The 23,319-nt window shown below is 71.6% G+C and carries 21 protein-coding genes; 13 read left to right on the top strand and 8 right to left on the bottom strand.

Annotated features, from left to right (window positions below; translation table 11 throughout):
• Positions 1-430, top strand: a 430-nt coding sequence (locus tag ABZW11_RS02650) for an alpha-ketoglutarate-dependent dioxygenase AlkB (RefSeq protein ID WP_355411841.1), incomplete at its 5' end; no start/stop codon positions are given.
• A 16-nt stretch (positions 431-446) separates the two neighbouring features.
• On the opposite strand, the gene ABZW11_RS02645 is transcribed toward ABZW11_RS02650, so the two are convergent.
• Genes ABZW11_RS02645 through ABZW11_RS02635 form a run of 3 tightly spaced genes read right to left on the bottom strand, consistent with a single transcriptional unit; the run spans position 447 to position 3,463 of the window.
• Positions 447-1,136, bottom strand: coding sequence for a helix-turn-helix domain-containing protein (locus ABZW11_RS02645; RefSeq protein WP_355411839.1), 690 nt, complete (start codon positions 1,134-1,136; stop codon positions 447-449).
• A gap of 9 nt (positions 1,137-1,145) precedes the next feature.
• Positions 1,146-2,192, bottom strand: coding sequence for an alpha/beta hydrolase-fold protein (locus ABZW11_RS02640; RefSeq protein ID WP_355411837.1), 1,047 nt, complete (start codon positions 2,190-2,192; stop codon positions 1,146-1,148).
• 56 nt (positions 2,193-2,248) lie between these two features.
• On the bottom strand, positions 2,249-3,463 hold the full coding sequence (locus ABZW11_RS02635) for an amidohydrolase family protein (RefSeq protein WP_355411835.1): 1,215 nt from the start codon (positions 3,461-3,463) through the stop codon (positions 2,249-2,251).
• A 98-nt stretch (positions 3,464-3,561) separates the two neighbouring features.
• Between ABZW11_RS02635 and ABZW11_RS02630 the strand changes: the two genes are divergently transcribed.
• Positions 3,562-3,975, top strand: coding sequence for an SRPBCC domain-containing protein (locus tag ABZW11_RS02630; protein ID WP_355411833.1), 414 nt, complete (start codon positions 3,562-3,564; stop codon positions 3,973-3,975).
• Here the strand turns inward: ABZW11_RS02630 and ABZW11_RS02625 are convergent.
• The 3 genes from ABZW11_RS02625 to ABZW11_RS02615 all read right to left on the bottom strand — a co-directional run bounded on the left by ABZW11_RS02625 (position 3,964) and on the right by ABZW11_RS02615 (position 10,282).
• A complete protein-coding gene (locus tag ABZW11_RS02625) occupies positions 3,964-7,122 on the bottom strand; it encodes a BTAD domain-containing putative transcriptional regulator (protein ID WP_355411832.1) in 3,159 nt (1,052 codons plus the stop codon). The two genes, ABZW11_RS02630 and ABZW11_RS02625, sit on opposite strands and share 12 nt — an antisense overlap.
• Positions 7,123-7,152: 30 nt before the next feature.
• Positions 7,153-9,720, bottom strand: coding sequence for a hypothetical protein (locus ABZW11_RS02620; RefSeq protein ID WP_355411830.1), 2,568 nt, complete (start codon positions 9,718-9,720; stop codon positions 7,153-7,155).
• 205 nt (positions 9,721-9,925) lie between these two features.
• Complete coding sequence (locus tag ABZW11_RS02615) at positions 9,926-10,282, bottom strand: nucleotide pyrophosphohydrolase (protein ID WP_355411828.1); 357 nt, start codon at positions 10,280-10,282, stop codon at positions 9,926-9,928.
• A gap of 50 nt (positions 10,283-10,332) precedes the next feature.
• On the opposite strand from ABZW11_RS02615, the gene ABZW11_RS02610 reads away from it, so the two are divergent.
• Complete coding sequence (locus ABZW11_RS02610; protein ID WP_355411826.1) at positions 10,333-10,764, top strand: MarR family transcriptional regulator; 432 nt, start codon at positions 10,333-10,335, stop codon at positions 10,762-10,764.
• Positions 10,765-10,850: 86 nt separating this feature from the next.
• Here ABZW11_RS02610 and ABZW11_RS02605 read toward each other — a convergent pair whose 3' ends face one another.
• Complete coding sequence (locus ABZW11_RS02605) at positions 10,851-11,597, bottom strand: maleylpyruvate isomerase N-terminal domain-containing protein (protein ID WP_355411824.1); 747 nt, start codon at positions 11,595-11,597, stop codon at positions 10,851-10,853.
• 63 nt (positions 11,598-11,660) lie between these two features.
• Positions 11,661-12,671, bottom strand: a complete 1,011-nt coding sequence (locus ABZW11_RS02600) for a LacI family DNA-binding transcriptional regulator (protein WP_355411822.1) — start codon at positions 12,669-12,671, stop codon at positions 11,661-11,663.
• Positions 12,672-12,817: 146 nt separating this feature from the next.
• On the opposite strand from ABZW11_RS02600, the gene ABZW11_RS02595 reads away from it, so the two are divergent.
• The 10 genes from ABZW11_RS02595 to ABZW11_RS02550 all read left to right on the top strand — a co-directional run bounded on the left by ABZW11_RS02595 (position 12,818) and on the right by ABZW11_RS02550 (position 23,314).
• Complete coding sequence (locus ABZW11_RS02595) at positions 12,818-14,098, top strand: extracellular solute-binding protein (protein ID WP_355411820.1); 1,281 nt, start codon at positions 12,818-12,820, stop codon at positions 14,096-14,098.
• 83 nt (positions 14,099-14,181) lie between these two features.
• A complete protein-coding gene (locus ABZW11_RS02590) occupies positions 14,182-15,054 on the top strand; it encodes a sugar ABC transporter permease (RefSeq protein ID WP_355411818.1) in 873 nt (290 codons plus the stop codon).
• A complete protein-coding gene (locus ABZW11_RS02585) occupies positions 15,051-15,899 on the top strand; it encodes a carbohydrate ABC transporter permease (protein ID WP_355411816.1) in 849 nt (282 codons plus the stop codon). Before ABZW11_RS02590 ends, ABZW11_RS02585 begins: the two co-directional genes overlap by 4 nt.
• 4 nt (positions 15,900-15,903) lie before the next feature.
• Positions 15,904-17,271 carry a cellulase family glycosylhydrolase gene (locus ABZW11_RS02580; protein WP_355411814.1) on the top strand — a complete coding sequence of 456 codons (1,368 nt, stop codon included), beginning with the start codon at positions 15,904-15,906 and terminating at the stop codon, positions 17,269-17,271.
• 72 nt (positions 17,272-17,343) lie between these two features.
• A complete protein-coding gene (locus ABZW11_RS02575) occupies positions 17,344-18,309 on the top strand; it encodes an STM4015 family protein (RefSeq protein ID WP_355411812.1) in 966 nt (321 codons plus the stop codon).
• A 7-nt stretch (positions 18,310-18,316) separates the two neighbouring features.
• Positions 18,317-19,357, top strand: a complete 1,041-nt coding sequence (locus ABZW11_RS02570; protein WP_355411810.1) for an STM4015 family protein — start codon at positions 18,317-18,319, stop codon at positions 19,355-19,357.
• Complete coding sequence (locus ABZW11_RS02565; protein ID WP_355411808.1) at positions 19,354-20,400, top strand: STM4014 family protein; 1,047 nt, start codon at positions 19,354-19,356, stop codon at positions 20,398-20,400. The genes ABZW11_RS02570 and ABZW11_RS02565 overlap by 4 nt, the downstream gene beginning before the upstream one ends.
• Before the next feature lie 31 nt (positions 20,401-20,431).
• The gene (locus ABZW11_RS02560) at positions 20,432-21,223 is read left to right on the top strand and encodes an STM4013/SEN3800 family hydrolase (RefSeq protein WP_355412028.1); all 792 of its coding nucleotides are present in this window, start codon (positions 20,432-20,434) and stop codon (positions 21,221-21,223) included.
• A complete protein-coding gene (locus ABZW11_RS02555) occupies positions 21,210-22,493 on the top strand; it encodes an STM4012 family radical SAM protein (RefSeq protein ID WP_355411807.1) in 1,284 nt (427 codons plus the stop codon). Before ABZW11_RS02560 ends, ABZW11_RS02555 begins: the two co-directional genes overlap by 14 nt.
• Positions 22,487-23,314: an STM4011 family radical SAM protein gene (locus ABZW11_RS02550; protein ID WP_355411806.1), complete on the top strand. Its 828-nt coding sequence runs from the start codon at positions 22,487-22,489 to the stop codon at positions 23,312-23,314. Before ABZW11_RS02555 ends, ABZW11_RS02550 begins: the two co-directional genes overlap by 7 nt.
• Positions 23,315-23,319 lie beyond the last annotated feature (5 nt).

The raw sequence follows: 23,319 nt of genomic DNA, 5'->3' as shown, positions 1-23,319 counted from the left end.
TCGCCTGGCCCACGACGTGAACGGCCGCCGGGTGGCGGAGTTCCCGGCGTGGCTCAAAGAGCTGGGCCGGCGGGCCCTGGCCGACGCGTACGGGAAGGAGACGCCGTACGACCCCGACACCGCCCTGATCAACTTCTACGACGGCCAGGCGCGGATGGGCATGCACCAGGACAAGGACGAGCGCGCGGACGCTCCCGTGGTCTCGCTCAGCATCGGCGACGCCTGCCTGTTCCGCTTCGGCAACACCGAGACGCGCGGCAAGCCCTACACCGACGTGCGGCTCGAATCGGGTGACCTGTTCGTGTTCGGCGGGCCGTCGCGGCTGGCCTATCACGGGGTGCCGAAGGTCTATCCGGGCACCGGCGACCCGGCCACGGGCCTGGCCGCCGGCCGGCTCAACCTCACGATGCGCGTCACCGGCCTGGGGTGACGCGCCAAAACCAGAATCACTGGCTCGCGGGGACGTAGCCGAACTCGTCGTCGGAGAAGCGGCGCCGCAGCGTGCGCAGCACCTTGGCGGTGTCGTCGTCGGGGCCCTCGACGTAGAGGGGCTTGCCGTCACGGCCGAACGTGATCGCCGGCTCCTCCTCCCACTTGCCCAGCACGTCGGCGCCGAGCGAGAACAGGTCGTTGGGCTCGAAGCCGAGCGAGTGGGCGTAGTCGATGGAGCCGAACACCAGGTGCCTGGCCAGCTCGATCGGGGCCTCCTGCCAGCCCGCGTATTCGCCGAAGAAGTATTCGCGGAAGCGCGCGAGGTCGCGGTCGTCGAGCACGTCGGGGCCGATGACGGCCTTGACGCCCTGGCAGTAGACGTCGGCCAGGTAGCCGCAGACCGTCAGGCGGTCCCAGTTGTAGCGCCGGGCGACCAGCACGCACACGTTGCCGCCACCGCCGGAGCCGGGGGCCTCGTCGACCCACCCGCGCGCCGGATCGACACCGAGCCCCTCGCTCCAGCCGACGTTGATCCAGCAGCCCATCACCTCGGCCTCGCCGGGGCCGGTGGCCTGAGCGGTCTCCTCGGCGATGGCGCGCACCAGCGGCGCGACGACCGACGGCGAGACCTTGAGCGCCCGCGCGATCTGCTTGGGCGACATGCCCTGCTCGCGCAGCTCGCGTACCTGGTCCTTCAGTTCCATTGCGGCAGCCTACTGGACCTCGCCTGCGGTGAGGCGGCGGGCGAGCCAGGCAAGGGCAAGTGGATAGCGGTATTCGATGCCCCCGTGACCTGCGTCGAAGAGCTCGAAGGCGACCCGGTCGCCGGGCACGCCCGCCGCCTCCACCGCGCGGCGGAAGGCCACGGCGCCGAAGTCGAGAAAGTATTCGTCGCGGCGGCCCGCGTCGATCCAGACGGCTCGCATTGAGCGCAGCGCCTCGGCGTGGCGCGGCTCGCCGGCCATCACGACCGGGTCGTGGGCGAGCCAGCGCTGCCACACCTCGGGCACGACCGCGCCGGTGTCGTCGAACGGCAGCCGCACGGTGCCGTCGTCGTCGGCGGAGTAGGCGGCCGCGTAGGCGTACATCTCCAGCAGCTCCAGGTCGCCCTCCCTCGTGCCGGCCAACCGGCCGCGGAAGTCGGTGAGGAAGGCGTCGTAGGAGCCGTCGTACATGTCGCGCAGCCGCCGCGCCAGCGCCGGGAACGTGCGCCGCATGCTGACCTCGAACAGCGCGTCGCCGGCGTGGGTGGCCAGCGCGCCGAACACGTCGGGCGCCAGCATGGCGGTCACCATCGCGCCGTAGCCGCCGCTCGACTTGCCGGTGATCGCGCGGTGGTCGCGGTCGGCGAGCGTGCGGTAGCGGGCGTCGACGTAGGGGACGATCTCATCGCGCAGGTAGGAGTGGTAGCGGCCGGTGGCGGGGGAGTCGAGATATTGGCTGCCGCCGAGCGAGGTCCAGGCGTCGACGTAGACGACGATCGCGGGCGGCACGTCGCCCGCCGCGAACAGGGCGTCGGTCAGCTCGGGGTAGGGCCGGCGGAACGGGGTCCTGTTGAACCACATCGCGACGTGGCCGGTGTAGCCGAGCAGGACGTAGATGGCCGGGTAGCGGCGGTCGGGCGCGTCGTCGTAGCCGGGCGGGACATAAACGACCAGCGGCCGCTCGTGCGGGTCGCCGAGGGGGTTGCCGCGCAGCAGCGCGCTGTCGACGACGTGGTGGTCGAGGCGACCGGCGAGGTCGGCGGACCAGGGCAGCATGCGGGCTCTCCTCGGGGACGTGTGGTGAGGTCAGGATGCCGTACGGCACCGACAGTTCAGCCGACCGACAAGGTGGTGGTGTCGACGCCCGCCTGGGTCACGGACCGGCCCGAGACCAGCACGAGCGAGAGGTTGCGCAGGTCGGCGATGCGTTCGAGGGGGTCGCCGGCGACCGCGATGAGGTCGGCCCGCTTGCCGGGGTCGAGGCTGCCGGCCACCTCGCCCACCCCGCAGGCGTCGGCGGCCAGCACGGTGGCCAGCTCGATGATCTCGGCGTTGCGGTAGCCGGCCATCGCGAACACCTCGAGCCCGCCCACGTACCCGTCGGTCGGGTTGGCCACCTCGCCCACCGCGAACCCGGCGTCGGTGCCCGCGATCTGCCGCACCCCCGCCTCCCGCATGCGGGCGACGCCGGACAGCCAGGCGTCGAGCATCTCCTGCCCGTGCACCTTCCTGATGCGGTCGAAGACGCCGTGCACGGTCGGGCAGACGTACGTGCCGCTGGCCGCGACCAGCTCCACCAGCTTCGGGTCGTAGCGGTGGCCCGACGGGGTGAAGAACGTGCAGTGCTCGATCGTGGTGACGCCGGCCTCGACGGAGCTGCGGATGGCGGCGTGCGCGTGGGCGTGGGCGGCGACGCCCTTGCCGCGCGTGGCGGCCTCCTCCACGACGGCGCGGAGCTGCTCGGTGCCGTACTGAGGGACCCAGCTCGGCGGCGCGCCCGGCGTCATCTGGCCGCCGGAGGCCATCACCTTGAGGCAGTCGGCGCCGGCCCGCAGGTTCTCCCTGGCCACGCGGCGGATGGCGGCCTCGTCGTCGGCCTCGCCGCCCATGTACCAGCAGTGGCCGCCGGTGATGGTGATCGGCCTGGTGGCGGCCACGATGTGCGGGCCGACGGCCAGGCCCTCCTCGACGGCGTCGCGCAGCGCGAGGTCGAGGAAGCCGCGCGCGCCGAGGTCGCGGGCGGTGGTGACGCCGGCGGAGACGAGTTTGCGCGCGTTCTCGGCCATGCGCAGCAGCAGGTGGGCGTCGCTCTCGGCGCTGCGCCGCGTCACCGGGTCGACCTTGGCGTCGAAGCCCAGGTGCACGTGCGCGTCGATCAGCCCTGGCAGGACGGTGTGTCCTGGCAGGTCGAGCACCTCGCCTGCCTCGCCCGCGCTGCCGCGCGGCCCCACGGAGACGATGCGGGGCCCGTCGATGAGGATCTCCCCGTTCCCGATCACCTCTCCTGGACGTCCGGTGAGCACCTTCGCCGCCCGAATGATCCGCATGCGTCCCAGCGTGCCACGGGCCTGAAGGCGGCGAGAAGGGGATCGTAAGCACGGCGTCGCACTCTGGGAGCATCCGTCACCTCCGGAGGGCAGAGCGCATGTCCGTCACCGTCTCCTATGACCTCGTCCATCTTCTCGGCGCGCCGCGCCCGCTGGTGTGGGCCGCGTGGACCGAGCCCGAGCGGTTCTGCCGCTGGTTCGGGCCCGCCTGGATGGCCACGCCGCTGGGGCGGGTCACCCTCGACGTGCGGGCGGGCGGGGCGTGGGGAGTGACGCTGGTCGGTGACGAGGGGTTCGAGATGGTGGTGGGCGGGCGGTATCGGGAGGTGGTGGCGCCGGAGCGGCTGGTGTTCACGACCGGTGCGGGCGATCGGGCCGCGTCCGTGGTGACGGTGGTGTTCGTCGCGGCGGGCGCGGGCACGGAGCTGCGGGTACGCGAGATCGGCGTGGGCGTCGGGCGTGAGGGGTGGGAGGAGTTCTGCGGACGGCTGGCCGCGTACCTAGAGCCCTAGCAAGGTGAGGGCGTCTTCCAGCTTGTACGTCTCCCCCTCCGCGTACGCCGCCGCGTACGCCTCCTCCCCCAGCGCCTCCCGCGCCCGCGCGGCCGTCCTGCCGATGTCCTCCTGCTCGATCGGCGCGGCGGGCAGCCGGTGGTGCCGCCGGGCGGCGGCGGCCATGCCCAGCAGCCGTGCCCCCCGCTCGGTGGGACCGGCTGCGGACGCGGCGGCCTCCACGGCGCCCACGGCCGTCCAGGGGTCGCCGATCCTGTGCACCGCGGCCAGCGCCTCGGCGTGCAGCTCCAGCGCCCCGGCCGCATCACCGCGCTGCTCCAGGAGCCGGCCCATCTCGACGAGGACGTCCGGCAGGTGCAGCGCGGGCTCGGCGGCGGGGTCACGGGAGACGCCGTCGAGCAGGTGGTGCAGGTGCCGCTCGGCCAGGTCGAGCCGGCCCGACCGGCGCGCGGCGAAGGCCAGGGTCATCTCGGCCATCGCCGCGCCCGTGCCGTAGCCCTGGGGGGGGGCCTGGGCGAGCGCGCGCGCGCCCCGTTCGATGGCGCGCTCGTACGCGCCGCTCTCCAGCGCGGTCCAGCCCAGCCAGGCGATGTACGTGACCACCTCGGGCCACAGCTCAAGCTCCTCGGCCATCCGCAGGTTCGCGCCGAACAGCCGGTCGGCCTCCTCGGTGTCGTGCTCCATCTGCGCCAGCGAGGCCAGCCACTCGGTGGCGCGCAGCAGCCCCCACCGGTCGCCCAGCTCGGTGAACAGCCGGGCGCTCTCCCCGGCGACGCGCCGCAGCGCCTCGGTGTCGCGCAGGGTGAAGGCGTCCATGGCCTGCCTGGTGAGCGCGGTGGCGACGCCCCAGCGGTCGCCGACCTCCCTGAACGTGGCCAGCGCCCGCTCCCCCAGCTCCTGCCCCGTCGTCAGGTCGGCGACGTGCAGGGACATGAACAGCTCCGCCCTGGCCCGCGCCTTCGGGTCGGCGATCGCCGCCACGACCGGCGGCCAGTCGGGCTCCTCGCCCATCATGAGCGCGAAGCCCGCCTCCCAGGCCGCCGCCCTGGCCCGCTCGTCCCCCTGCTCACCGCCCTGCTCACCGCCCTGCTCACCGCCCTGCACGGCGAGCGCCGTCGCAAACGCCCGCCTGCCCTCGGTGAGCCGCCCGCGCAGGAACCAGTACCAGGTCAGCGCGTTGACCAGCCGGGCCGCGCCGTCCGCGTCGCCCGCCGCCGCGGCGGTGTCGAGCGCCGCGCGCAGGTTGGCCGACTCCGCGTCGAGGCGCAGCAGCCAGTCGCGCTGGTCGGGGCCGTACAGCTCGGGCTCGGCGCGCAGGGCCAGCTCCAGGTAGTGGCGCAGGTGCGCCTGGCGTACGTCGTCCAGCTCGCCCGCGTCGGCCAGCCTGGCCAGGCAGTACGCCGACACCGACTCCAGCAGCCGGTAGCGCACCCCGCCGGGGGTGTCCACGACCGTCACCAGCGAGCGATCGACCAGCCTGGCCAGCAGGTCCAGCACGTCGAGCGGGTCCAGCCCGCAGACGGACTCGGCGGCCTCCAGCGTGCAGCCGTCGGCGTGGACGGCGAGGCGGCGCAGGACCACGCGTTCGGCCTCCGACAGCAGGTCCCAGCTCCAGTCGATGACCGCGGTGAGCGTCTGCTGGCGGGCGGGGGCGCCGCGCTGCCCGGAGGCCAGCAGCCTGAACCGGTCGTCGAGCCTGGCCACCACGCCCTGGACGCCGAGCGCGCGCACCCGGGTGGCCGCCAGCTCCAGCGCCAGCGGGATGCCGTCGAGCCTGCGGCACAGCTGCGCGATGGCGGGGGCGTTGCCGGCGTCGAGGACGAACCCGCGGGCGGAGGCGGCGGCCCTGGTCACGAAGAGGCGTACGGCGTCGGAGCGTGCCATGGCCGCGAGGTCCTCCCCGGTGGGCACGCCGAGCGGCGGCACATTCCACAGCACCTCGCCCTCGACCGCCAGCGGCTCCCTGCTGGTGGCCAGGATCCGCAGATCGGGGCAGGAGCGCAGCAGCGACTCCGCCAGCTCGGCCACCTGCTCGACCAGGTGCTCGCAGTTGTCCAGCACGAGCAGCGTGCGCCGCTGCCGCAGCACCGTGGCCAGCCTGGCGGGCGCGGCCTCGGGGCCGGCGTCCTCCCTGATGTCCAGCGCGGCCGTCACCGCCTCGGCCGGAGTGCGGGACGCCTGGTCGAGCGCCACCAGCCAGGCGCCGCCCGCGAACTCCTCCGCCAGCCGGTTCGCCACCTCCAGCGCGAGCCTGGTCTTGCCGACGCCGCCGCTGCCGGTGAGCGTCACCAGGCGTTCCTCGCCCAGCAGGGCGCCGATCTCGGCCAGCGCCGCGTCACGTCCGATGAGCTTGCTGACCGGGGCGGGCAGGTTGGTGGACGGCCGCTCGGCCGGCACGCTCAGCGCCGGGTCCTGCCGCAGGATCGCCTGGTGCAGCGCCACCAGCTCGGGGCCGGGGTCGAGGCCCAGCTCGTCGGCCAGCCGGTCGCGCAGCTCGGCGTAACCGGCCAGGGCCTCGCTCTGCCTGCCCGCGCGGTACAGGGCCCGCAGGTGCACGGCGCGCAGCCGCTCGCGCAGCGGATGGCGGCGTACGAGGTCGCTCAACTCGCCCACGAGCAGCCCGTGCTCGCCCAGCTCCAGCCGGGCCTCGGCGTGCTGCTCCAGCGCCGACAGCCGCTGCTCCTCCAGGCGGTGCACGGCCGCCCTGGTGAACTCCTCGTCGGCGAAGTCCGCGTACGCCGGGCCGCGCCACAGCGCCAGCGCGTCGGCCAGCAGCCCCGCCTTGGTCCTGGGGCTGTCAGCGGCCTCGGCCCTGGCCAGTAACTCCGCGAACCGTACGGCGTCCACCGCCCCCTCGTCGGCGCGCAGCAGGTAGCCGGGCGCGCGGGAGACGACGAGGTTCTTGCCGCCGCTCTCGGCGTCCTCGAACGCCTTGCGCAGCTGCGACACGCGCACCTGCAGCGCGCCCGCCGGGTTGGCGGGCGGGTCCTCGCCCCACAGGTCGTCGACCAGCCGGTCGACCGACACGGGGTGCCCCTCGTGGACCAGCAGGTCCGCGAGGAGCGTGCGTACCTTGAGCCCGGGGATCGTGACGCTCTGCCCGGCATCCGTCCACACGGCCAGCGGGCCGAGCACGCCGAATCGCATGGCCGTAACCCTACGCGGGAACGCCTCCCGTCAGATCGGCTCCGCGGGGTCGCGCGGCTGCCCGCATCCGTGCGTCTTGGTCGTGGGGTGGCACTCGCGTACCGCCTTGATCTCCTCGCCCGCCTCGACGGTCATGAGCCAGATCGCGCGGCCCTGGGCGTCGTGGTCGGTGGCGTCGGAGGAGAAGGCCACCGCGCCCGTCGCCCCGTCGAAGCTGAGGCCGCGCAGGTTGTAGTGCACGCCGGCGCGTACGGCGAGGGCGTCGGGGCTCTGGTTGCGGTAGGTGTTGAACGCCATGGCGACGGCCTGGACGGCGTCGTAGCCGAAGGCGGCGTGCACGTACGAGAAGGTCCGCGACGTCTTGTCCGCCCATCGCCACAGCACCTCCTGGCTCTGGTTGCCGGAGGGGTTCCTGGCGTCGGTCAGGGAGACGAACGACATGGTCACGGTGTGCTTGCCGGGGTTGCCGCGCACGTCGTTCGCGATCGCGCCGGTCACGTCGTCGGACGCCAGCAGCCGTACGCCGGCCCGCTGGCACGACGTGCCCCAGGCGCGCTGGACCATGGCCAGGAAGTCGGCCCTGCCGGTGTAGTAGAGCACCTTCGCCTTGGTGCGGCACGCGCTGCGCACCGCCGCTTCGAGCGAGGCGTCGTCGGTGAAGGGGTGCTCGGTCTTCTCCCCCTGGTACGCCGCCCAGAACAGGTCCCGCAGGTCCTTGCTGTAGAGCTCGCCGCGCTGTTTCTGCCAGACGACGGCCACGCCGGGCCTCCTGCCCACCGCCGGGTCGAGCCCGATCTGCTCCAGCCAGTGGACGGTGGCCTTGACCTGCAGCGTGTCCACGACCGCCAGCCGGTAGAAGTAGGGCGAGCGGCCTCGCTCGTCATCGACCGCGATCTGGTGCACGGTGCTGACCGTGCCGACCATCGGCATGTTGACCTTCGTCAGCCGCATGACCGCCCGCCGCACCTCGTCCCTGCTCCACGCGAACCCGACGACCGCCGCCAGGGAGGGATCGCTCTTCGCGTGTTCGGCGATCTCGCCGGCCGCCGGCTCGGCTCCGAGGAAATCCTGGCCGGTGTTGGCGAACAGCACTTTCATCTTCCAGTCGGACTTGCTCTTGTTGAACTCCGCCTGGTACGCCCCGAGCCCGGTCAGCTCGCCCGCGACCGCCGTCATCTGGCCGTCCTTGAACAGGGCGCCCGGCTGCGTCGTCAGCGGGCCCAGATAGGCGATCTTGATGACCTTGGCGCCGAAGGGGATGTCGGCGTTCTGCTGCTCGATCTTGTTCGTCACCGGCCGCAGGGTCGCGTGCGGTGCGATCTTGTCCAGCGAGCCCAGGCCCACGCACTGGCCGGCCAGCTCGTGCAGACCGGAGCCGCAGCCCAGCGCGTTCGCCGCGGTGACCGTCACCGGCGTGGCCACCAGCGTCAGCACGAACGCCCAGAACACCATCGCCCTGACGGGACGCAGCCGCCGCTCGGGACGCCGCCGCACCGTCCCCGGCTCCACCGGACGCGTCGTGTCGATCACGAGGTACGGGCTCGGCTGGAACCGGCGCATGGCCCTGCCCCATTCCGCGTACAGCTCGGCCGGGGCGTCGATGCCCCCGCCGTCGAACCGGGCCTGGTGGGCGGAAGGCGGCACCGACGTGGAGACGACCAGCAGCAGCGGGCCCCGCTGGCCCGTGCCGACCCTGATCTCCTCGACCAGCTCGACGAACCGGCGCCCCGCCGTGCCGGGGTCGGCGTGCTTGATGCCCACCACGGGATAGGTGTGGCGGCCCCAGCCCGGCCAGGCCCACGGGAACAGGCGGCGCCGGTAGGCCTGGCGGAGGTCCTCCAGCAGCGCCGTGACGAGCAGGCGTTCCGCCTGCTCCCGGTGCTCGCCCTCGTGTCCGGGCGGGAGCTCGGTGCCCGCGATGCGCATCGCGTAGTCGACGAGCGGCTCGCCCGCCCGGCGCGGCAGGTAGGGCGCCCGGCGGAACCAGCGGTAGGAGAGCAGGCCCCTGACCAGCAGCGTGGCGTGCAGCAGGGCGAGGACGACGGCGACGGCCGGGCTGATCAGCCAGAGCAGCAGATTGACGCCGTCCATGAACTGCTGCAGCCCGAAGGCCGTCAGCCCCGAGGCGGGCAGCCACGTGGTCATGGTGCGGCTGACGTAGTCGGCCCAGCTGCGCAGCGCGGGTCCGGTGAACGTCTCCGCCTTCCGCCACGCGGTATGGGAGCGTACGTAGTCTTCGCGGGTCGGCGTTTCCCGGTGTTCTCCGCTCGCCGCGGGGTGCGCTTCCCGCCAGGCCCAGAGAATGAATCGGGTCAGCAGAAAACGGGGCGGCGGAAGCAGCGTGCCCCCGACCCAGCGCGTCAAAAGGCCGTCGCGAAAGGTCAGCTTCTCGATGACGCCCGCGACGTCGGAGGCGGCCGTCGCCTCTATGCGCGCGTGGGGCGCCCAGCGGCCGATTCTGTCGACGTCGTCAACGGCCTCGTCGGCCGCGCGCAAGTCGCCGGTGAAGATGAGGATCGGGCGGCCGTCTTCTCTGGCCAGCGGGGAGGGACGGCGTACGGCGTCTACTATCAGGGGATATGCGGGGGCATATGCCATGAGCGATCAATCCTCCCCATTGATGCTCGCCTGCGCGACTCGGTGAAACGAGGCTACTCAAGTCGCGCCTCCGCATGTCGCAGCCTTGACGATCTCATCCGACTGTCGCACTTATGTGGTCGAGCCTATAGCGCCAAGGTCAGATATATGCCGTAGAAAATGCCCGTTGGCATAAATGCCCCTTTGGGAGCAAATTCCAGGGCGGTCACGTTCCGCTCGGTGGCGCCTTTCTGGCCGAGCCGCGGTAACGCTCGACGTCGTAGCGGCGGTCGTTGTCCTCCAGCTTGGCCTGCGCCGCCGCCATCAGGTCGACGCCCAGCACGTCGGCCAGGCGCACGAGGTAGAGGGTGACGTCGGCCAGCTCCGTACGCATGCGGTCGAGCGTCTCCTGATCGGGGCTCGCCGACTCCTCCGCCGTCAGCCACTGGAACTCGGCCACCAGCTCACCGACCTCGCCGGCCAGCGCCATCGCGAGGTTCTTCGGCGTGTGGAACCGCTCCCACTCCCTGACCCGGGCGAACTCGCGCAACCGCGCGGCAAGGCACTCCAACTCGCTCGTCACGTCTCAGGACCCTACCGAGCCGTACCTGTATGTTGCTGAGCGTGAATGGGGTGGAATTGTTCCTGTTGGGCCGGGCGCTGATGAAGATCGGCGAAGAGGCGATGCCGACGGAGGGGATCGGTGATCAGCCGACGAGCATGCGTACGGTGCTGATCGTGGTGAGCGATCTGCGGGCGCACCCGGACACGACGGTGGGCGAGATCGCCGCGCGCACGGGCCTGCCACAGAGCGCCGTCTCGGCCGCGATCGCCCGGCTCCGCACGGCGGGCGCCGTGACGACCGTCACCGACCCCCGCGACCGCCGGCGCACGATCATCCGCGAGACCCCCGAGGTCTCGGAACGCGTGACCCGGGTCCGCGACACCCCCATCGACCACGCGCTGGCGGCGGCCCTGCGTACGGACGACCCCGAACACGTGCGCAAGACGGTCGCCACCCTGGAAGCCCTCGCCGACGAGCTGATCCCCGACCGCCGCACCTGAGCCCCGGCCGATCTCCGACGGCGTACCTGACCGCCCCAGCCGATCTCCGGCCGCCGCACCGACCGGCACCACCCGCCCTGGTCGCGTTACTGCGTCGCCGCTCGCAGCAGGTCGCGCAGGCGGGCGATCAGCTGCTCGTCGCCTGACACGTTCAGCGAAGAGGCGTCGCCGCGCCCCCACACCCACAGCAGCGTCTCCTGCGGAGCGCCCGCGACCGACGCCTGCGCCTCGCCGTCGCCCGGGGTGACCTCGACGCCGGACGAGGCCATGCGGACCGTCCACCGCCGCCCGCCCGCCTCGATCGCCACCGACCGGCCGTCGGCGGTCTTGAGCGCGTCGCCCAGCTCGTCGGGCCAGGAGGCCGAGGCGTAGGCCAGGAAGGCCACCAGCACCTCGTCGATGCCGTCGAGCGCCAGGTCGTCGGGGATCGGCGTGACGGGGCCGCCCGCCGCCAGCTCGGCGTCCACCCGGTGCACGACCGCCTCCTGCGCCATCCTGCGGATCCAGCACCCGACCGTCTGGTCCGGGGCGTACCAGGTGGGCGTGGCGTCCGCGGGCTCGCGTGCGGCGAACTCCGCCTTCAGCTCCCGCACGGCGCGGTCGAAGTATCCGGCGGGCTCGGCGGGGTCGGGCTCCGGCGGCCACGGGTCGGGCCAGGCGCCGGTCCGCATGATCTCGATCTTGTGCAGGAACACCTCCCCCGTGTGGAAGAGCACGTCGGCGGCCGTCCATCCGGGGCAGCACGGCACGGGCGCGGCGAGATCACGCACGGCGGCGGCCCGCAGGCGAGCGCAGTCGGCGTCGAGCAGTGCGAGGTATCGCGGGAAGTCCATGCGAAGAATTCAAACACATGATCGAGTCCGCGCGCGACCTTTCCGCGACGCCCCGGAACGGGGCTATGCGTAGTGGGCCGTGCTCTCCCTGACGATCAGCTCCGTGGCCAGTTCGACCCGCTTGGTCTCCGGCACCTCTCCATGGCCCATGGCGAGCACCGTCTTGGTGGCCAGCGCGGCCATCTCCTGGAGCGGCTGGCGGACGGTGGTGAGCGGCGGCCAGGCGGACTTGGCCAGCGGCAGGTCGTCGAAGCCGACGACGCTCAGGTCTTCGGGGACGCGCAATCCGCGCTGCCGGGCGGCCTCGAAGACGCCGAAGGCCATTAAATCGCTGGCGGCGAAGATGGCGGTGGGCGGCTCGGGCAGCGACAGCAGGGCGTGGCCCTCGTCGTGGCCGGACTCGACGAGGAAGGTGCCGCGCCTGATCAGCTCGGGCTCGACGGGCAGACCGGCGGTCTCGAGCGCGGCGCGGTAGCCGTCGATGCGGGCCTGGCTGCACAGCATGTCGGACGGCCCGCTGATCATGCCGATGCGGCGGTGGCCCAGCTCGATGAGGTGGCGGGTGGCGGCGAGCCCGCCGTTCCAGTTGGTGGCGCCGACGGAGACGACGCCGGGCGCGGGCTCGCCCTCGGGGTCGACGACGGCGAACGGCAGTGACCGGGCGCTGAGCTGGGCCTGGATCCCGGTGGACAGCCGGGAGGCGACGATGACGACGCCGTCGGTCCGCCGGGCGGCGAGGCGTTCGAGCCAGTCGCGTCCGGGACCCGCGTGGGTGTGCAGGACGGAGATGACGACGCTGGCGCCGGCGTCGTGGGCGGCGCTCTCGGCCCCGCGGACGATCTCCATCGCCCACGGCGACTCGATCTCGGCGAAGACGAGGTCGACCAGGCCGGCCGGGGTGTCGTCCTGGCTGATGCGCCGCTGGTAGCCGTGCTCCTGCAGCAGGCGTTCGACACGATGGCGGGTCGCCGGAGCGACCTCCGGGCGCCCGTTGATGACCTTGGAGACCGTGGGGATGGATACGCCGGCCTCTTCCGCGATCAGTGCGATCGTGACCCGCCTCTTCGCTGACACAAATCGGGAGTGTATCCGAAAGTTTCGGTTTGGGATCGCTCCCATAGGGGGTGTTGACGCTTTACCTGGCGTTTACCTACGATCACGGCAGCGAAACTATCGGGGGGTTCTCGAAACTTTCAACCGTCAGCTGAGGAAGGAACCCCATGAAACGCAGTCTGGTGGTGATCGCAACCGCCGTGCTCGTGGCCGGTTGCGGTGGCGGTGGAGGGGAGTCCGCTCCTCAGGAGAGTGGCGGCGCTCCCCAGAAGGTGACGCTTGAGTGGTGGCACCTGTCGACGGCGGACCCGCTCAAGACCCTGTGGGCCAAGCGGGCCAAGGAGTTCGAGGCCCAGAACCCGCACGTCACGATCAAGGCGACGGTCCTGGAGAACGAGGCGTACAAGGCCAAGCTCACCACGATCACGCAGTCGGGCAAGGCGCCCGACATCTTCGCCTCCTGGGGCGGCGGCGTGCTCAAGCAGCAGATCGACGCCGGTCTGGTCAAGGACATCTCGGCCGACGTCGCCGACGTCCTGCCGAACTTCACCCCCGCGTCGCTGAGCGCGTACCAGGTGGACGGCAAGACGTACGGGCTGCCGACCGACATCGGCCTGGTCGGCTTCTGGTACAACAAGAAACATTTCCAGCAGGCGGGCATCACCGAGCCGCCCGCCACCTGGTCGGCGTTCCTTGACGCCGTCAAGAAGCTGAAGGCGGCCGGGATCACCCCGATCGCCCTCGCGGGCAAGGAGAAGTGGCCGGGCCACTACTACTGGGCCTACCTCGCGCTGCGCATCGCCGGCATCGAGGGGCTCAAGCAGGCGGAGACCGACCACGACTTCACCAAGCCCGACTTCATCGCCGCGGGCCGGCAGGTGAAGGCGCTGGCCGACCTGCAGCCGTTCCAGAAGGGCTTCCTCGGCGCGGCCTACTCGACCCCCGACGGCCAGGCCGCGCTGGTCAGCAACGGCAAGGCGGCCATGGAGCTGATGGGCCAGTGGGCGCCCGTCACCCAGGCGGACGCGGGCAAGGGCCTCGGCGACGACCTCGGCTTCTTCCCGTTCCCCGCGGTCGAGGGCGGTAAGGGCTCGATCGACGACGCGTTCGGCGGCGGCGGCGGGCTGGCCGTGGGCGCGGACGCCCCGAAGGAGGCCGTGGACTTCGTCAAGTTCATGACCCAGATGGACAAGCACTCCGAGGCCGTGGAGTCCGGCGGCGTGCTGCCGGTGCTGAAGGGCGAGGAGAGCGCGGTCAAGGACGCGAACCTCAAGGAGGTGGCGACGCAGCTCGCCAGTGCCACCGGCTACCAGCTCTACCTGGACCAGGCCTACCCGCCGGCCGTCGGACAGCAGGTCAATGACAGCGTGGCCGAGCTGTTCGCCGGAACCAAGACGCCGGAAGAGGTCGGCGCCGCCATCACCGAAGTGGCCAAGAGCGAAGGATGACGACACTCACGAGAGGGCCGGAAGCGGTCAAGCTTCCGGCCCCCGCCCCTGTCGGGAGGCGCCGCGGGCGCTGGGTGGGCATCATGCTGTTCCTGCTCCCCGCGCTCGTGCTGTTCCTGATGCTGGTCGTGACCCCGATGCTGGTGGCGCTGTACGCCAGCGTCTTCAAGTGGAACGGCTTCGGCGGCCTGCCGACCGACTTCATCGGGCTGGACAACTTCACCCGGCTGTTCACCAGCGAGATCTTCGCCCAGGACCTGTCGCACCTGCTGGTCCTGGTGCTCTTCTCGATCCTCATCCAGCTGCCGTTCTCGCTGGCCATCGCCATGCTGCTGAACCAGCGCATCCGCGGCAGGGCGCTCTACCGGGTGCTGTTCTTCGCCCCGTACGTGCTCAGCGAGGTCATCACGGGCGTGCTGTTCTCGCTGATCCTCTCGCCCGGCTCGGGCATGGCGAACCAGATCCTGGGACTGGTCGGGCTGGAGTCGGAGTTCCTGGCCGACCCCGACACCGTCATGCCGTCGTTGTTCCTGGTCATGACGTGGAAGTACTTCGGCTTCCACATGATGATCTACCTCGCCGGGCGGCAGAACATCCCGAACGAGCTGATCGAGGCCGCCCAGATCGACGGCGCCACGGGCTGGAAGACCTTCAGGTACGTGACGCTGCCGCTGCTCGGCCCGACGATCAGGATCAGCGTCTTCCTGTCGGTCATCTACACGATCCAGCTGTTCGACCTGGTCTGGATCCTGACCGGCGGCGGCCCGTCGCACTCCTCGGAGACGATGGCGGTCACCATGATGGAGTGGGGCTTCAAGCGTTCCCAGGTCGGCTACGCCAGTGCGATCAGCGTCGTGATGTTCGCGCTCAGCCTCATCTTCGCCCTCCTTTACCAGCGCTTCGTGATGCGCCGTGACCTGGAGGGCGCGACGACCTCGATGGGAGGCCGGCGATGAACCACAGGACCCGCAGGCCGCTCAAACGGCGCCGCAACACGCTGCCCCTGCACGTGATCGCGGTGATCGTGGGCGCCTTCATGGTGGCCCCGGTCATCTACGCGCTGCTCGGCGGCTTCAAGGACAACAGCGAGCTGTCGGAGAACCCGTTCGGCCTGCCCGAGGCGTGGATCACCGCGAACTACACCGACGTGCTCGCCTCGGGCGCGTTCTGGCGGCAGGTGTGGAACAGCACCTTCATCGCGGTCGCCACGACCGTGCTGACCGTGGCGGTGTCGGCGCTGGCGGGGTTCGTCTTCGCCCGGTTCGCCTTCCGCGGCAGGGAGCTGTTCTTCATGCTGTTCACGGCGGGGCTGATGTTCCCGTTCGCGGTGGCGATCCTGCCGATCTTCGTCCTGCTGCGCACGCTCGGGCTGCTGGACAGCCCGCTCGGCGTCATCCTCACGCAGGCGGCCTTCGGCCTGCCGCTGACGATCATCATCCTGCGCGGCTTCTTCCGCAGCATCCCGGGTGAGATCGAGGAGGCCGCCACGATCGACGGATGCTCGCCGTTCGGGTTCTTCTGGCGCATCCTGCTGCCGATGGCCAGGCCCGCCATCGCCACCGTCTCCGTGCTGGCCATCGTGGGGAGCTGGAACAACTTCATGCTCCCGCTGGTGGTGTTCAGCGAGGAGGCGAGCTGGACGCTGCCGCTCGGCATCCAGCAGTTCCAGGGCCAGTACGCCTCCGACACCGCGCGCATCCTGGCCTACCTGATCCTGGCCATGGTGCCCGCGCTCGGTTTCTACGCCATTGCCGAACGACACCTGGTCGGTGGGCTCACCGCCGGCGCGACGAAGGGGTGAGTCCATGCTGCATGTGTCCGGAACCCAGCTCGTCACCGAGGACGACGCACCGGTACGACTGAGGGGGGTGGGTCTCGGGGGCTGGATGAACATGGAGAACTTCATCACCGGCTACCCGGCGAACGAGTCCGCCATGCGGCAGGCCGTGCGCGGCGTGCTCGGCGACGACCGGGCGGAGCTGTTCTTCGACCGGCTGCTGACCTCGTTCTTCACCGAGCGCGACGCCGACCTGCTGGCCGGGCTCGGCATGAACTGCGTGCGCATCCCGGTCAACTACCGCCACTGGGAGTCCGACGACCGGCCGATGGAGATCGACCCGCGCGGCTTCCGCCATCTCGACCGGGTGATCGGGCTGCTCGGCGAGCGCGGCATCCACAGCGTGATCGACCTGCACGCGCTGCCCGGCTCGCAGAACCAGCACTGGCACAGCGACAATCCCACCCACGTCGCCGCGTTCTGGCAGCACCGGCACTTCCAGGACCGGGCGGTGCATCTGTGGGAGGTCATCGCCGACCACTATCGCGAGCATCCGTGGGTCGCCGGGTACAACCCGGTCAACGAGCCGGGGGACGTGTCGGGGAAGGTGATCGGCCCGTTCTACGACCGGCTGGTGAAGGCGATCAGGGCGGCGGATCCGAAGCACGTGCTGTTCCTGGACGGCAACACGTACGCCACCGATTTCTCGATATTTCGGGAAGTGTACGAGAACACGGTTTTCGTCCTGCACGACTACGCGCTGGCCGGCTTCGCGCACGGCGGCCCGTACCCCGGCTACACGCGCGGCGAGTGGTGCGACCGCGATGAGCTGGAGCGCACCTTCGCCAAGCGCTCCCGCTTCCAGCGGGAGACCGGCACGCCGCTGTGGGTGGGCGAGTTCGGGCCGGTCTACACCGGCGACCCCGAGGTGGACGGGCAGCGCTACCAGATCCTGCGCGACCAGCTCGCGATCTACGACGCGCAGGACGTGGGCTGGTCGCTGTGGACGTACAAGGACGTCGGCCTGCAGGGCCTGGTACACGCCTCGGGGGCGTACCTGGACCGGTTCGGCGACGTCATCGCCAAGAAGCGGCGGCTGGGCGTGGACCGCTGGGGCTCCACCATGGAGGAGGCGGCCGACGTGCTGGCCCCGCTGCACGCGCTCGTCGAGAGCGAGTTCCCCGGCTGGGACCCCTACCCGTGGGGCGCCCGCTACCAGACGGACGACCTGATCAGGCACATCCTGATGGCGCAGGCGCTGCTGCCGGAGTACGCCGAGCGCTTCCGCGGGCTGAGCGACGACGAGCTGGCCGAGCTGGCCGACTCGTTCCTGCTGGAGCGGTGCGTACGCAGGGAGCCTCTGCTCGACCTGCTGGCCGCGAACCTCCAGGGCTGAGCCGATGCGGATTTGTCGGGTGGATCTAGTAGAACAGGAGCCGCCGCATCCCCCCGACACCTAGGACCGTCCGTGACCTTCGACGACCAGCCCAGCCACTACGACGCCTACCACGACTCCTACGCCGGGCTGCCGGTGTTCACCGTGCTGTGCGCGGAGAGCGAGGTCGAGGCGCCGCCCCCTGACCCGGGGGCGGTCGCCTGGAAGCTCGAGGCGAGCGAGTGGAACGACGACGCCCCCGAGGAGATCGCCGAGAGCGTCCAGTGGTTCTTCGAGCACGTCGACACCACGAAGGTCACGGCGATCGTCCTCGGCGAGTGGGAGGACAACTACGAGGAGAGCTGCGAGCCGGTCATCACGGCGCTCGCCGGCAACGCCGACCGGCTGCCCGAGCTGCGCTCGGTGTTCCTCGGCGCGATGTCGCCCGAGCAGTCCGAGATCTCCTGGATCCAGCAGACCGACGTCACGCCGCTGCTGGCCGCCTTCCCCCGGCTGGAGCGGCTGGAGGTGCGCGGCGGGACGGGGCTGGAGTTCCCGGCGGTGCGGCACGAGTCGCTGCGCGTGCTCAGGTTCGAGACCGGCGGCCTGCCGGCCGAGGTCGTGCGCGGGGTCGGCGGCTCCGACCTGCCCGCGCTGGAGCACCTGGAGCTCTGGTTCGGCGTCGACGAATACGGCGGCGACTCGACGGTGGCCGACGTCGCCGGCATCCTCGCCGGTGAGCGCCTGCCCGCGCTGCGCCACCTCGGTCTGCAGAACTGCCCCTACGCCGACGAGCTGGCCGGCGCCGTGGCGGCCGCCCCCGTCGTGGCCCGGCTCCAGACGCTGAGCCTGTCGATGGGCTCGCTCGGCGACGACGGCGCGACGGCCCTGCTCAGCGGCCAGCCCCTCACCCACCTGCGCCGTCTCGACCTGCACCACAACTACCTGAGCGAAAGCATGGCCGCGCGCCTGCCGGCGGCGCTGCCGGGCGTCGAGCTCCGCCTCGACGACCGCCGCAGCCGCGAAGAGGACTGGCGTTACGTCGCGGTGAGCGAGTGACCCCAACGTGACCACCGATCCCACCCCCACCACCCGGGGGGCCGCCTCCCCCACCGACCCGGGCCGCACCTCCTTCGGCGACCCGGCCACCGATCCGGGCGTCGCCTTCCCCACCGACCCGGGGGCGAGCTTTCTCGCCGATCCCGACCTCTACAGCGGCGATCGGTTCGCCGGTCTGCCGGTCGAGCAGGTGGGTGAGACCGTCCCCTTGTCCCCCGAACTGGTCGCCTGGGATGTCACCGACTCCGTCGAGCCAGGCGAGCGGGGTGACAGCGCCCTGCCCGGTGAGCTCGACGCGCTGCTCGACCACGTCGGGCCCGAGCGGGTGCGGGCCCTGGCGGTGAGCGGCTGCAGCGTGTCCCACGCGCCGGAGATCCTCGCCCGCTACGCCGGCCGGTTGCCCGCGCTGCGCGCCGTCTTCCTGGGGTTCACGCCCACCGAGCAGTGGGAGATCTCCTGGATCGGCCACGGTGACATCACGCCGGTCCTGGAGGCGTACCCGCTGCTGGAGCGCCTGGAGGTGCGCGGCTCCGACGAGCTGGCGCTGCGGCCGGTCACCCACGACCGTCTCAGGGTGCTGCGCTTCGAGAGCGGCGGCCTGCCCGGCGCCGTGGTGAGGGCGGTGGGCGCGAGCTCGTTCCCCGCGCTCGAGCACCTGGAGATGTGGCTCGGCACCCCCGCCTATTTCGGCGACAACACCATCGGCGACCTCGACGAGCCGCTGTCCGGCGCCCGGCTGCCCGCGCTCAGGCGGCTCGGCCTGCGCAACAGCGAATACCAGGACGACATCGCCGTCGCCGTCGCCACCGCGCCCGTGGTGGCCGGGCTCGACGAGCTCAGCCTGGGCCGGGGCGCGCTCACCGACCACGGCATGGAGGCACTGCTCAGCGGTCAGCCGCTGACTCACCTGCGGGTGCTCGACCTGCACCACCACTTCCTCAGCGACCCCATGGTGGAGCGGGTGCGCCGGGCGCTCCCCGGCGTGACCCTCGACCTGACACGACCTCCCGGCGCCCACGACCAGCCCTACATCGCGGAGTGGGAATGACGGTGCGCTTCGCCGTGGTCGGCACGCCGGGCGATCGGCGGGCCACGTTGTTCCGTGACGCGGTCGTGGCGCGGGGGCTTGCGGAGCCGTACGTCGTGCCGTGGCGGGACGTGCTCGGCGGGCGGGAGGCCGGCGTGCCCGAGGGGGCGCTGCTGCGCATCGACTCGCCCGGTGAGGACGCGCGGTCCGACGAGCTGCTGCGCGGCCCCGGCGACCCGGCGCGGGCCGGGGGTGGCACGGCCTGGTACGCGTCGTTCTGTGCCGGGCTCGATCGGGTCGCGGCGATCCCCGGCGTGCGGTTGCTGGGCGACGTGGGCGAGATCAAGGTGATGTTCGACAAGCGGCGCTGCCACGCGGTGCTGGCGGCGGCCGGGGTGCCGGTGCCGGAGGCGTTCGAGGCCCGCTCGTACGACGGGTTGCGGGAGGAGATGGCGCGGCGGGGCTGGCAGCGGGTGTTCGTCAAGCCGGCTCACGGCTCGTCGGCGTCCGGTGTGATCGCCTTCCAGACCCATGGCAGTCGGGTGCACGCCGTCACCTCGGCCGTCTGGCTGGACGGCGTGCTGTGCAACTCGCTCCAGGTCAGGACCGTGACCTCGGAGGCGGAGGTACGGCGGCTCGTGGACGTCCTGGCGCCCGACGGGCTGCACGTCGAACGGTGGTTTCCGAAGGCGATGACCGGCGGGCGGGCGTTCGACCTGCGGGTGGTGACGGTGGCGGGCCGTCCGACGCACGCCGTCGTCCGCATGAGCCGCTTCCCCATGACGAACCTGCACCTCGGTGGCGCGCGGGGCGACCTCGGCGTCGTACGCCGGCGGGCTGGGTTGTGGGAGCGGGTGCTGGAGGTGTGCGCCGCTGCGGCGCGGTGCTTCCCGCGGAGTCTGAGTACGGGGGTCGACGTGATGGTCGGGACCGATTGGCGGTCCGTGGTGGTGGCGGAGGTCAACGCGTTCGGCGACCTCCTCCCGAGGCTGGGGGATATTTCCGGACATGGTCGCGATACGTACGCCGAACAGGTCGAGGCGGTCCTGAATGGCCACCACTGATCGCGGCGGGCACCCCGCCACCGGCATCGACATGAACGCCGTCGTGGGGACACACGACCTGCTCATGGTCACCCTCGACACACTGCGCTACGACGTGGCCGTTGCGCAGGCCGAGGCTGGGCTGTTGCCCAACCTGTTGCCGGACGGCGTGCGGTGGGAGCGGCGGCACAGTCCGGGAAGCTTCACCTATGCGGCCCATGCCGCCATGTTCGCCGGGTTTCTGCCCACGCCGGTCACGCCGGGGCCGCATCCGCGGTTGTTCGCGGCCACCTTCCCCGGGAGCGAGACGACCGGCAAGGGCACGTGGGTGTTCGATGCGCCCGATCTGCCCGCCGGGCTGGCGCGGGCCGGCTATCACACCGTGTGCATCGGCGGTGTCGGGTTCTTCAACAAGCTGACCCCGCTCGGGTCGGCGCTGCCCGGCCTGTTCGCCGAGAGTCACTGGGAGCCGGAGTTCGGCGTGACCAGCCCCGAGTCGCTGGAGCGCCAGATCGACCGCGCCGCCGAGGTGCTGGCCCGTGTGCCTGGCCCGGTCATGCTCTTTCTCAACGTCTCGGCCCTGCACCAGCCCAACCACTTCCACCTGCCCGGCGCCAGGGAAGACTCCCTCGACAGCCACGCCGCCGCCCTGCGCTACGTCGACCGGCACATCGGCCGCCTCTACGCCCTCATGCGCCGCCGCCGTCCCTGCCTGGCGATCGTCTGCTCCGACCACGGCACCGCGTACGGCGAGGACGGGCACACCGGTCACCGCATCGGCCACGAGGTCGTCTGGACCGTCCCCTACACCCACTTCGTCCTGGAGAGTCATGCGGCCGTATGAGGGCTACGTCTACGCCTACCCGCACAAAACCGCCTACCGCCCCCTCGACCCGCGCCCGCACCTCAAGGAGGTCTGGGCCGGCGAGCGCCCCGGCGCCCTCTACGTGCACATCCCGTTCTGCGAGATGCGCTGCGGCTTCTGCAACCTGTTCACCCGCACCGGCGCCCCCGAGGAGCTGGTGACCGCCTACCTCGACACGCTCGAACGCCAGGCCCGCGAGGTGCGCGAGTGCCTGGAGGAGACCGCGTTCGACACGGCGGCGTTCGGCACGGCGGCCATCGGCGGCGGCACCCCCACCTACCTCAGCGCCCGCGAGCTGACCAGGCTGTTCGACCTGACCGAGCAGGCGATGGGCGTGGACCTGGCGCGGGTGCCGCTGTCGGTCGAGACCTCGCCCGCCACCGCCACCCCCGACCGCCTGTCGGTGCTGGCCGAGCGCGGCACCGCACGCGTCTCGATCGGCGTGCAGAGCTTCGTGCCGGAGGAGGCGCGCTCGGCCGTACGCCCGCAGAAACGGGCCGAGGTGGACGCCGCCCTCGACGCGATCAGGGCCTCGGGCGTGCCCGTCCTGAACATCGACCTCATTTACGGCATCGACCGGCAGACACCCCGATCGTGGCGGTACTCGCTCGACACGGCGCTCGGCTGGCGTCCCGAGGAGATCTACCTCTACCCGCTCTACGTGCGGCCGCTGACCGGGCTGGGCAAGCAGGGCCGCGCCTGGGACGACCAGCGGCTGGAGCTCTATCGGCAGGGCCGCGACCACCTCGTCGCGGCCGGGTACGAGCAGGTCTCGATGCGCATGTTCCGCCTGCCCGGCACCCCGTCCGCCGGCACCGACTACTGCTGCCAGACCGACGGCATGGTCGGCCTCGGCTGCGGCGCCCGCTCGTACACCAGCGGCCTGCACTACTCCTTCGAGTACGCCGTCGGCGCCCGACACGTCCGCTCGATCATCGACGACTACGTGACCAGGACCGACTTCGACGTCGCCAACGTCGGCTTCGCCCTCACACCCGACGAGCGCGGGCGGCGGCACCTCATCCAGTCGCTGCTGCGCGCCGAGGGCATGTCGCGCCCCCTGTACGCCGCCCGCTTCGGCAACGACGTGCTCGACGACTTCCCGCTCGACGCGTTCGCCTCCTGGCTGACGATCACCGACGAGACGATCACGCTCACCCCCGAAGGGCTCGCCCACTCCGACGCGATCGGCCCCGCCCTGTTCTCGCCGCGCGTACGGGCCCTCATGGAGGCGTACGAGGCATGCTGACCATCCTCTATCGCGGTCCGCTCGCGAGCTGCGACTACGACTGCGCCTACTGCCCGTTCGCCAAGCGCCGCGACACCCCCGAGCAGTTGCGCGCCGACCGGGCCGCGCTCGAACGCTTCACGTGCTGGGCGGCGGGGCACGACGGCGAGCTGTCGATCCTGTTCACGCCGTGGGGCGAGGGGCTGGTCAGGTCGTGGTACCGGCGGGCGCTCGTCGAGCTGTCGTGGCTGCCCAACGTCGCCAGGGTCGCCATCCAGACGAACCTGAGCTGCCGTACCGGGTGGCTGGCCGAGGCGTCGCAGCGGGCCGCGCTGTGGGTGACGTATCACCCGACGCAGGTGCCGTACGAGCGCTTCCTGGCCAAGGTGCGCTCACTCCCGGTGCGCCACAGCGTGGGCATCGTCGGCGACCCCGCCCACCTGCCGGACGCCCGGCGGCTGCGGGCCGACCTGCCGTCGCGGACGTACCTGTGGGTCAACGCCGAGGAGGGCCGCCGCTACACCGACGAGGAGGCCGCCGACTGGACGGCCATCGACCCCCTCTTCCGCCACAGCCGCTTCCCCCACGCCAGCGCCGGCCTCCCCTGCCGTACCGGCGACACGGTGATCTCGGTGAACGGCGACGGCACCGTCCGCCGCTGCCACTTCGTCCCGGAGGTCCTGGGCAACCTGTACGACGACACCTACCGCGACGCCTTGCGCCCCCGCCCCTGCCCCGCGGCCCTGTGCGACTGCCACATCGGCTATGTGCACCTGGAACCGCTGGGCCTGTACGACGTCTTCACGGGCGGCGTCCTCGAACGCATCCCCTATGCCTGGTGAGATGG

Origin of the sequence: Nonomuraea sp. NPDC004580 (assembly GCF_040609855.1) — a bacterium.
GTDB classification, from domain to species: domain Bacteria; phylum Actinomycetota; class Actinomycetes; order Streptosporangiales; family Streptosporangiaceae; genus Nonomuraea; species Nonomuraea salmonea.
The sequence above is the reverse complement of the archived record's forward strand: the minus strand, read 5'-3'. Positions and strand labels throughout refer to the sequence as shown.

Bases quoted from the DNA above. Each gene is read 5' to 3' on its own strand.
- ABZW11_RS02645 (WP_355411839.1), bottom strand. From the start codon at position 1,136: ATGGAACTGAAGGACCAGGTACGCGAGCTGCGCGAGCAGGGCATGTCG.
- ABZW11_RS02640 (WP_355411837.1), bottom strand. From the start codon at position 2,192: ATGCTGCCCTGGTCCGCCGACCTCGCCGGTCGCCTCGACCACCACGTC.
- ABZW11_RS02635 (WP_355411835.1), bottom strand. From the start codon at position 3,463: ATGCGGATCATTCGGGCGGCGAAGGTGCTCACCGGACGTCCAGGAGAG.
- ABZW11_RS02630 (WP_355411833.1), top strand. From the start codon at position 3,562: ATGTCCGTCACCGTCTCCTATGACCTCGTCCATCTTCTCGGCGCGCCG.
- ABZW11_RS02625 (WP_355411832.1), bottom strand. From the start codon at position 7,122: ATGCGATTCGGCGTGCTCGGCCCGCTGGCCGTGTGGACGGATGCCGGG.
- ABZW11_RS02620 (WP_355411830.1), bottom strand. From the start codon at position 9,720: ATGGCATATGCCCCCGCATATCCCCTGATAGTAGACGCCGTACGCCGT.
- ABZW11_RS02605 (WP_355411824.1), bottom strand. From the start codon at position 11,597: ATGGACTTCCCGCGATACCTCGCACTGCTCGACGCCGACTGCGCTCGC.
- ABZW11_RS02595 (WP_355411820.1), top strand. From the start codon at position 12,818: ATGAAACGCAGTCTGGTGGTGATCGCAACCGCCGTGCTCGTGGCCGGT.
- ABZW11_RS02590 (WP_355411818.1), top strand. From the start codon at position 14,182: ATGCTGTTCCTGCTCCCCGCGCTCGTGCTGTTCCTGATGCTGGTCGTG.
- ABZW11_RS02585 (WP_355411816.1), top strand. From the start codon at position 15,051: ATGAACCACAGGACCCGCAGGCCGCTCAAACGGCGCCGCAACACGCTG.
- ABZW11_RS02580 (WP_355411814.1), top strand. From the start codon at position 15,904: ATGCTGCATGTGTCCGGAACCCAGCTCGTCACCGAGGACGACGCACCG.
- ABZW11_RS02565 (WP_355411808.1), top strand. From the start codon at position 19,354: ATGACGGTGCGCTTCGCCGTGGTCGGCACGCCGGGCGATCGGCGGGCC.
- ABZW11_RS02560 (WP_355412028.1), top strand. From the start codon at position 20,432: ATGAACGCCGTCGTGGGGACACACGACCTGCTCATGGTCACCCTCGAC.
- ABZW11_RS02555 (WP_355411807.1), top strand. From the start codon at position 21,210: ATGCGGCCGTATGAGGGCTACGTCTACGCCTACCCGCACAAAACCGCC.
- ABZW11_RS02550 (WP_355411806.1), top strand. From the start codon at position 22,487: ATGCTGACCATCCTCTATCGCGGTCCGCTCGCGAGCTGCGACTACGAC.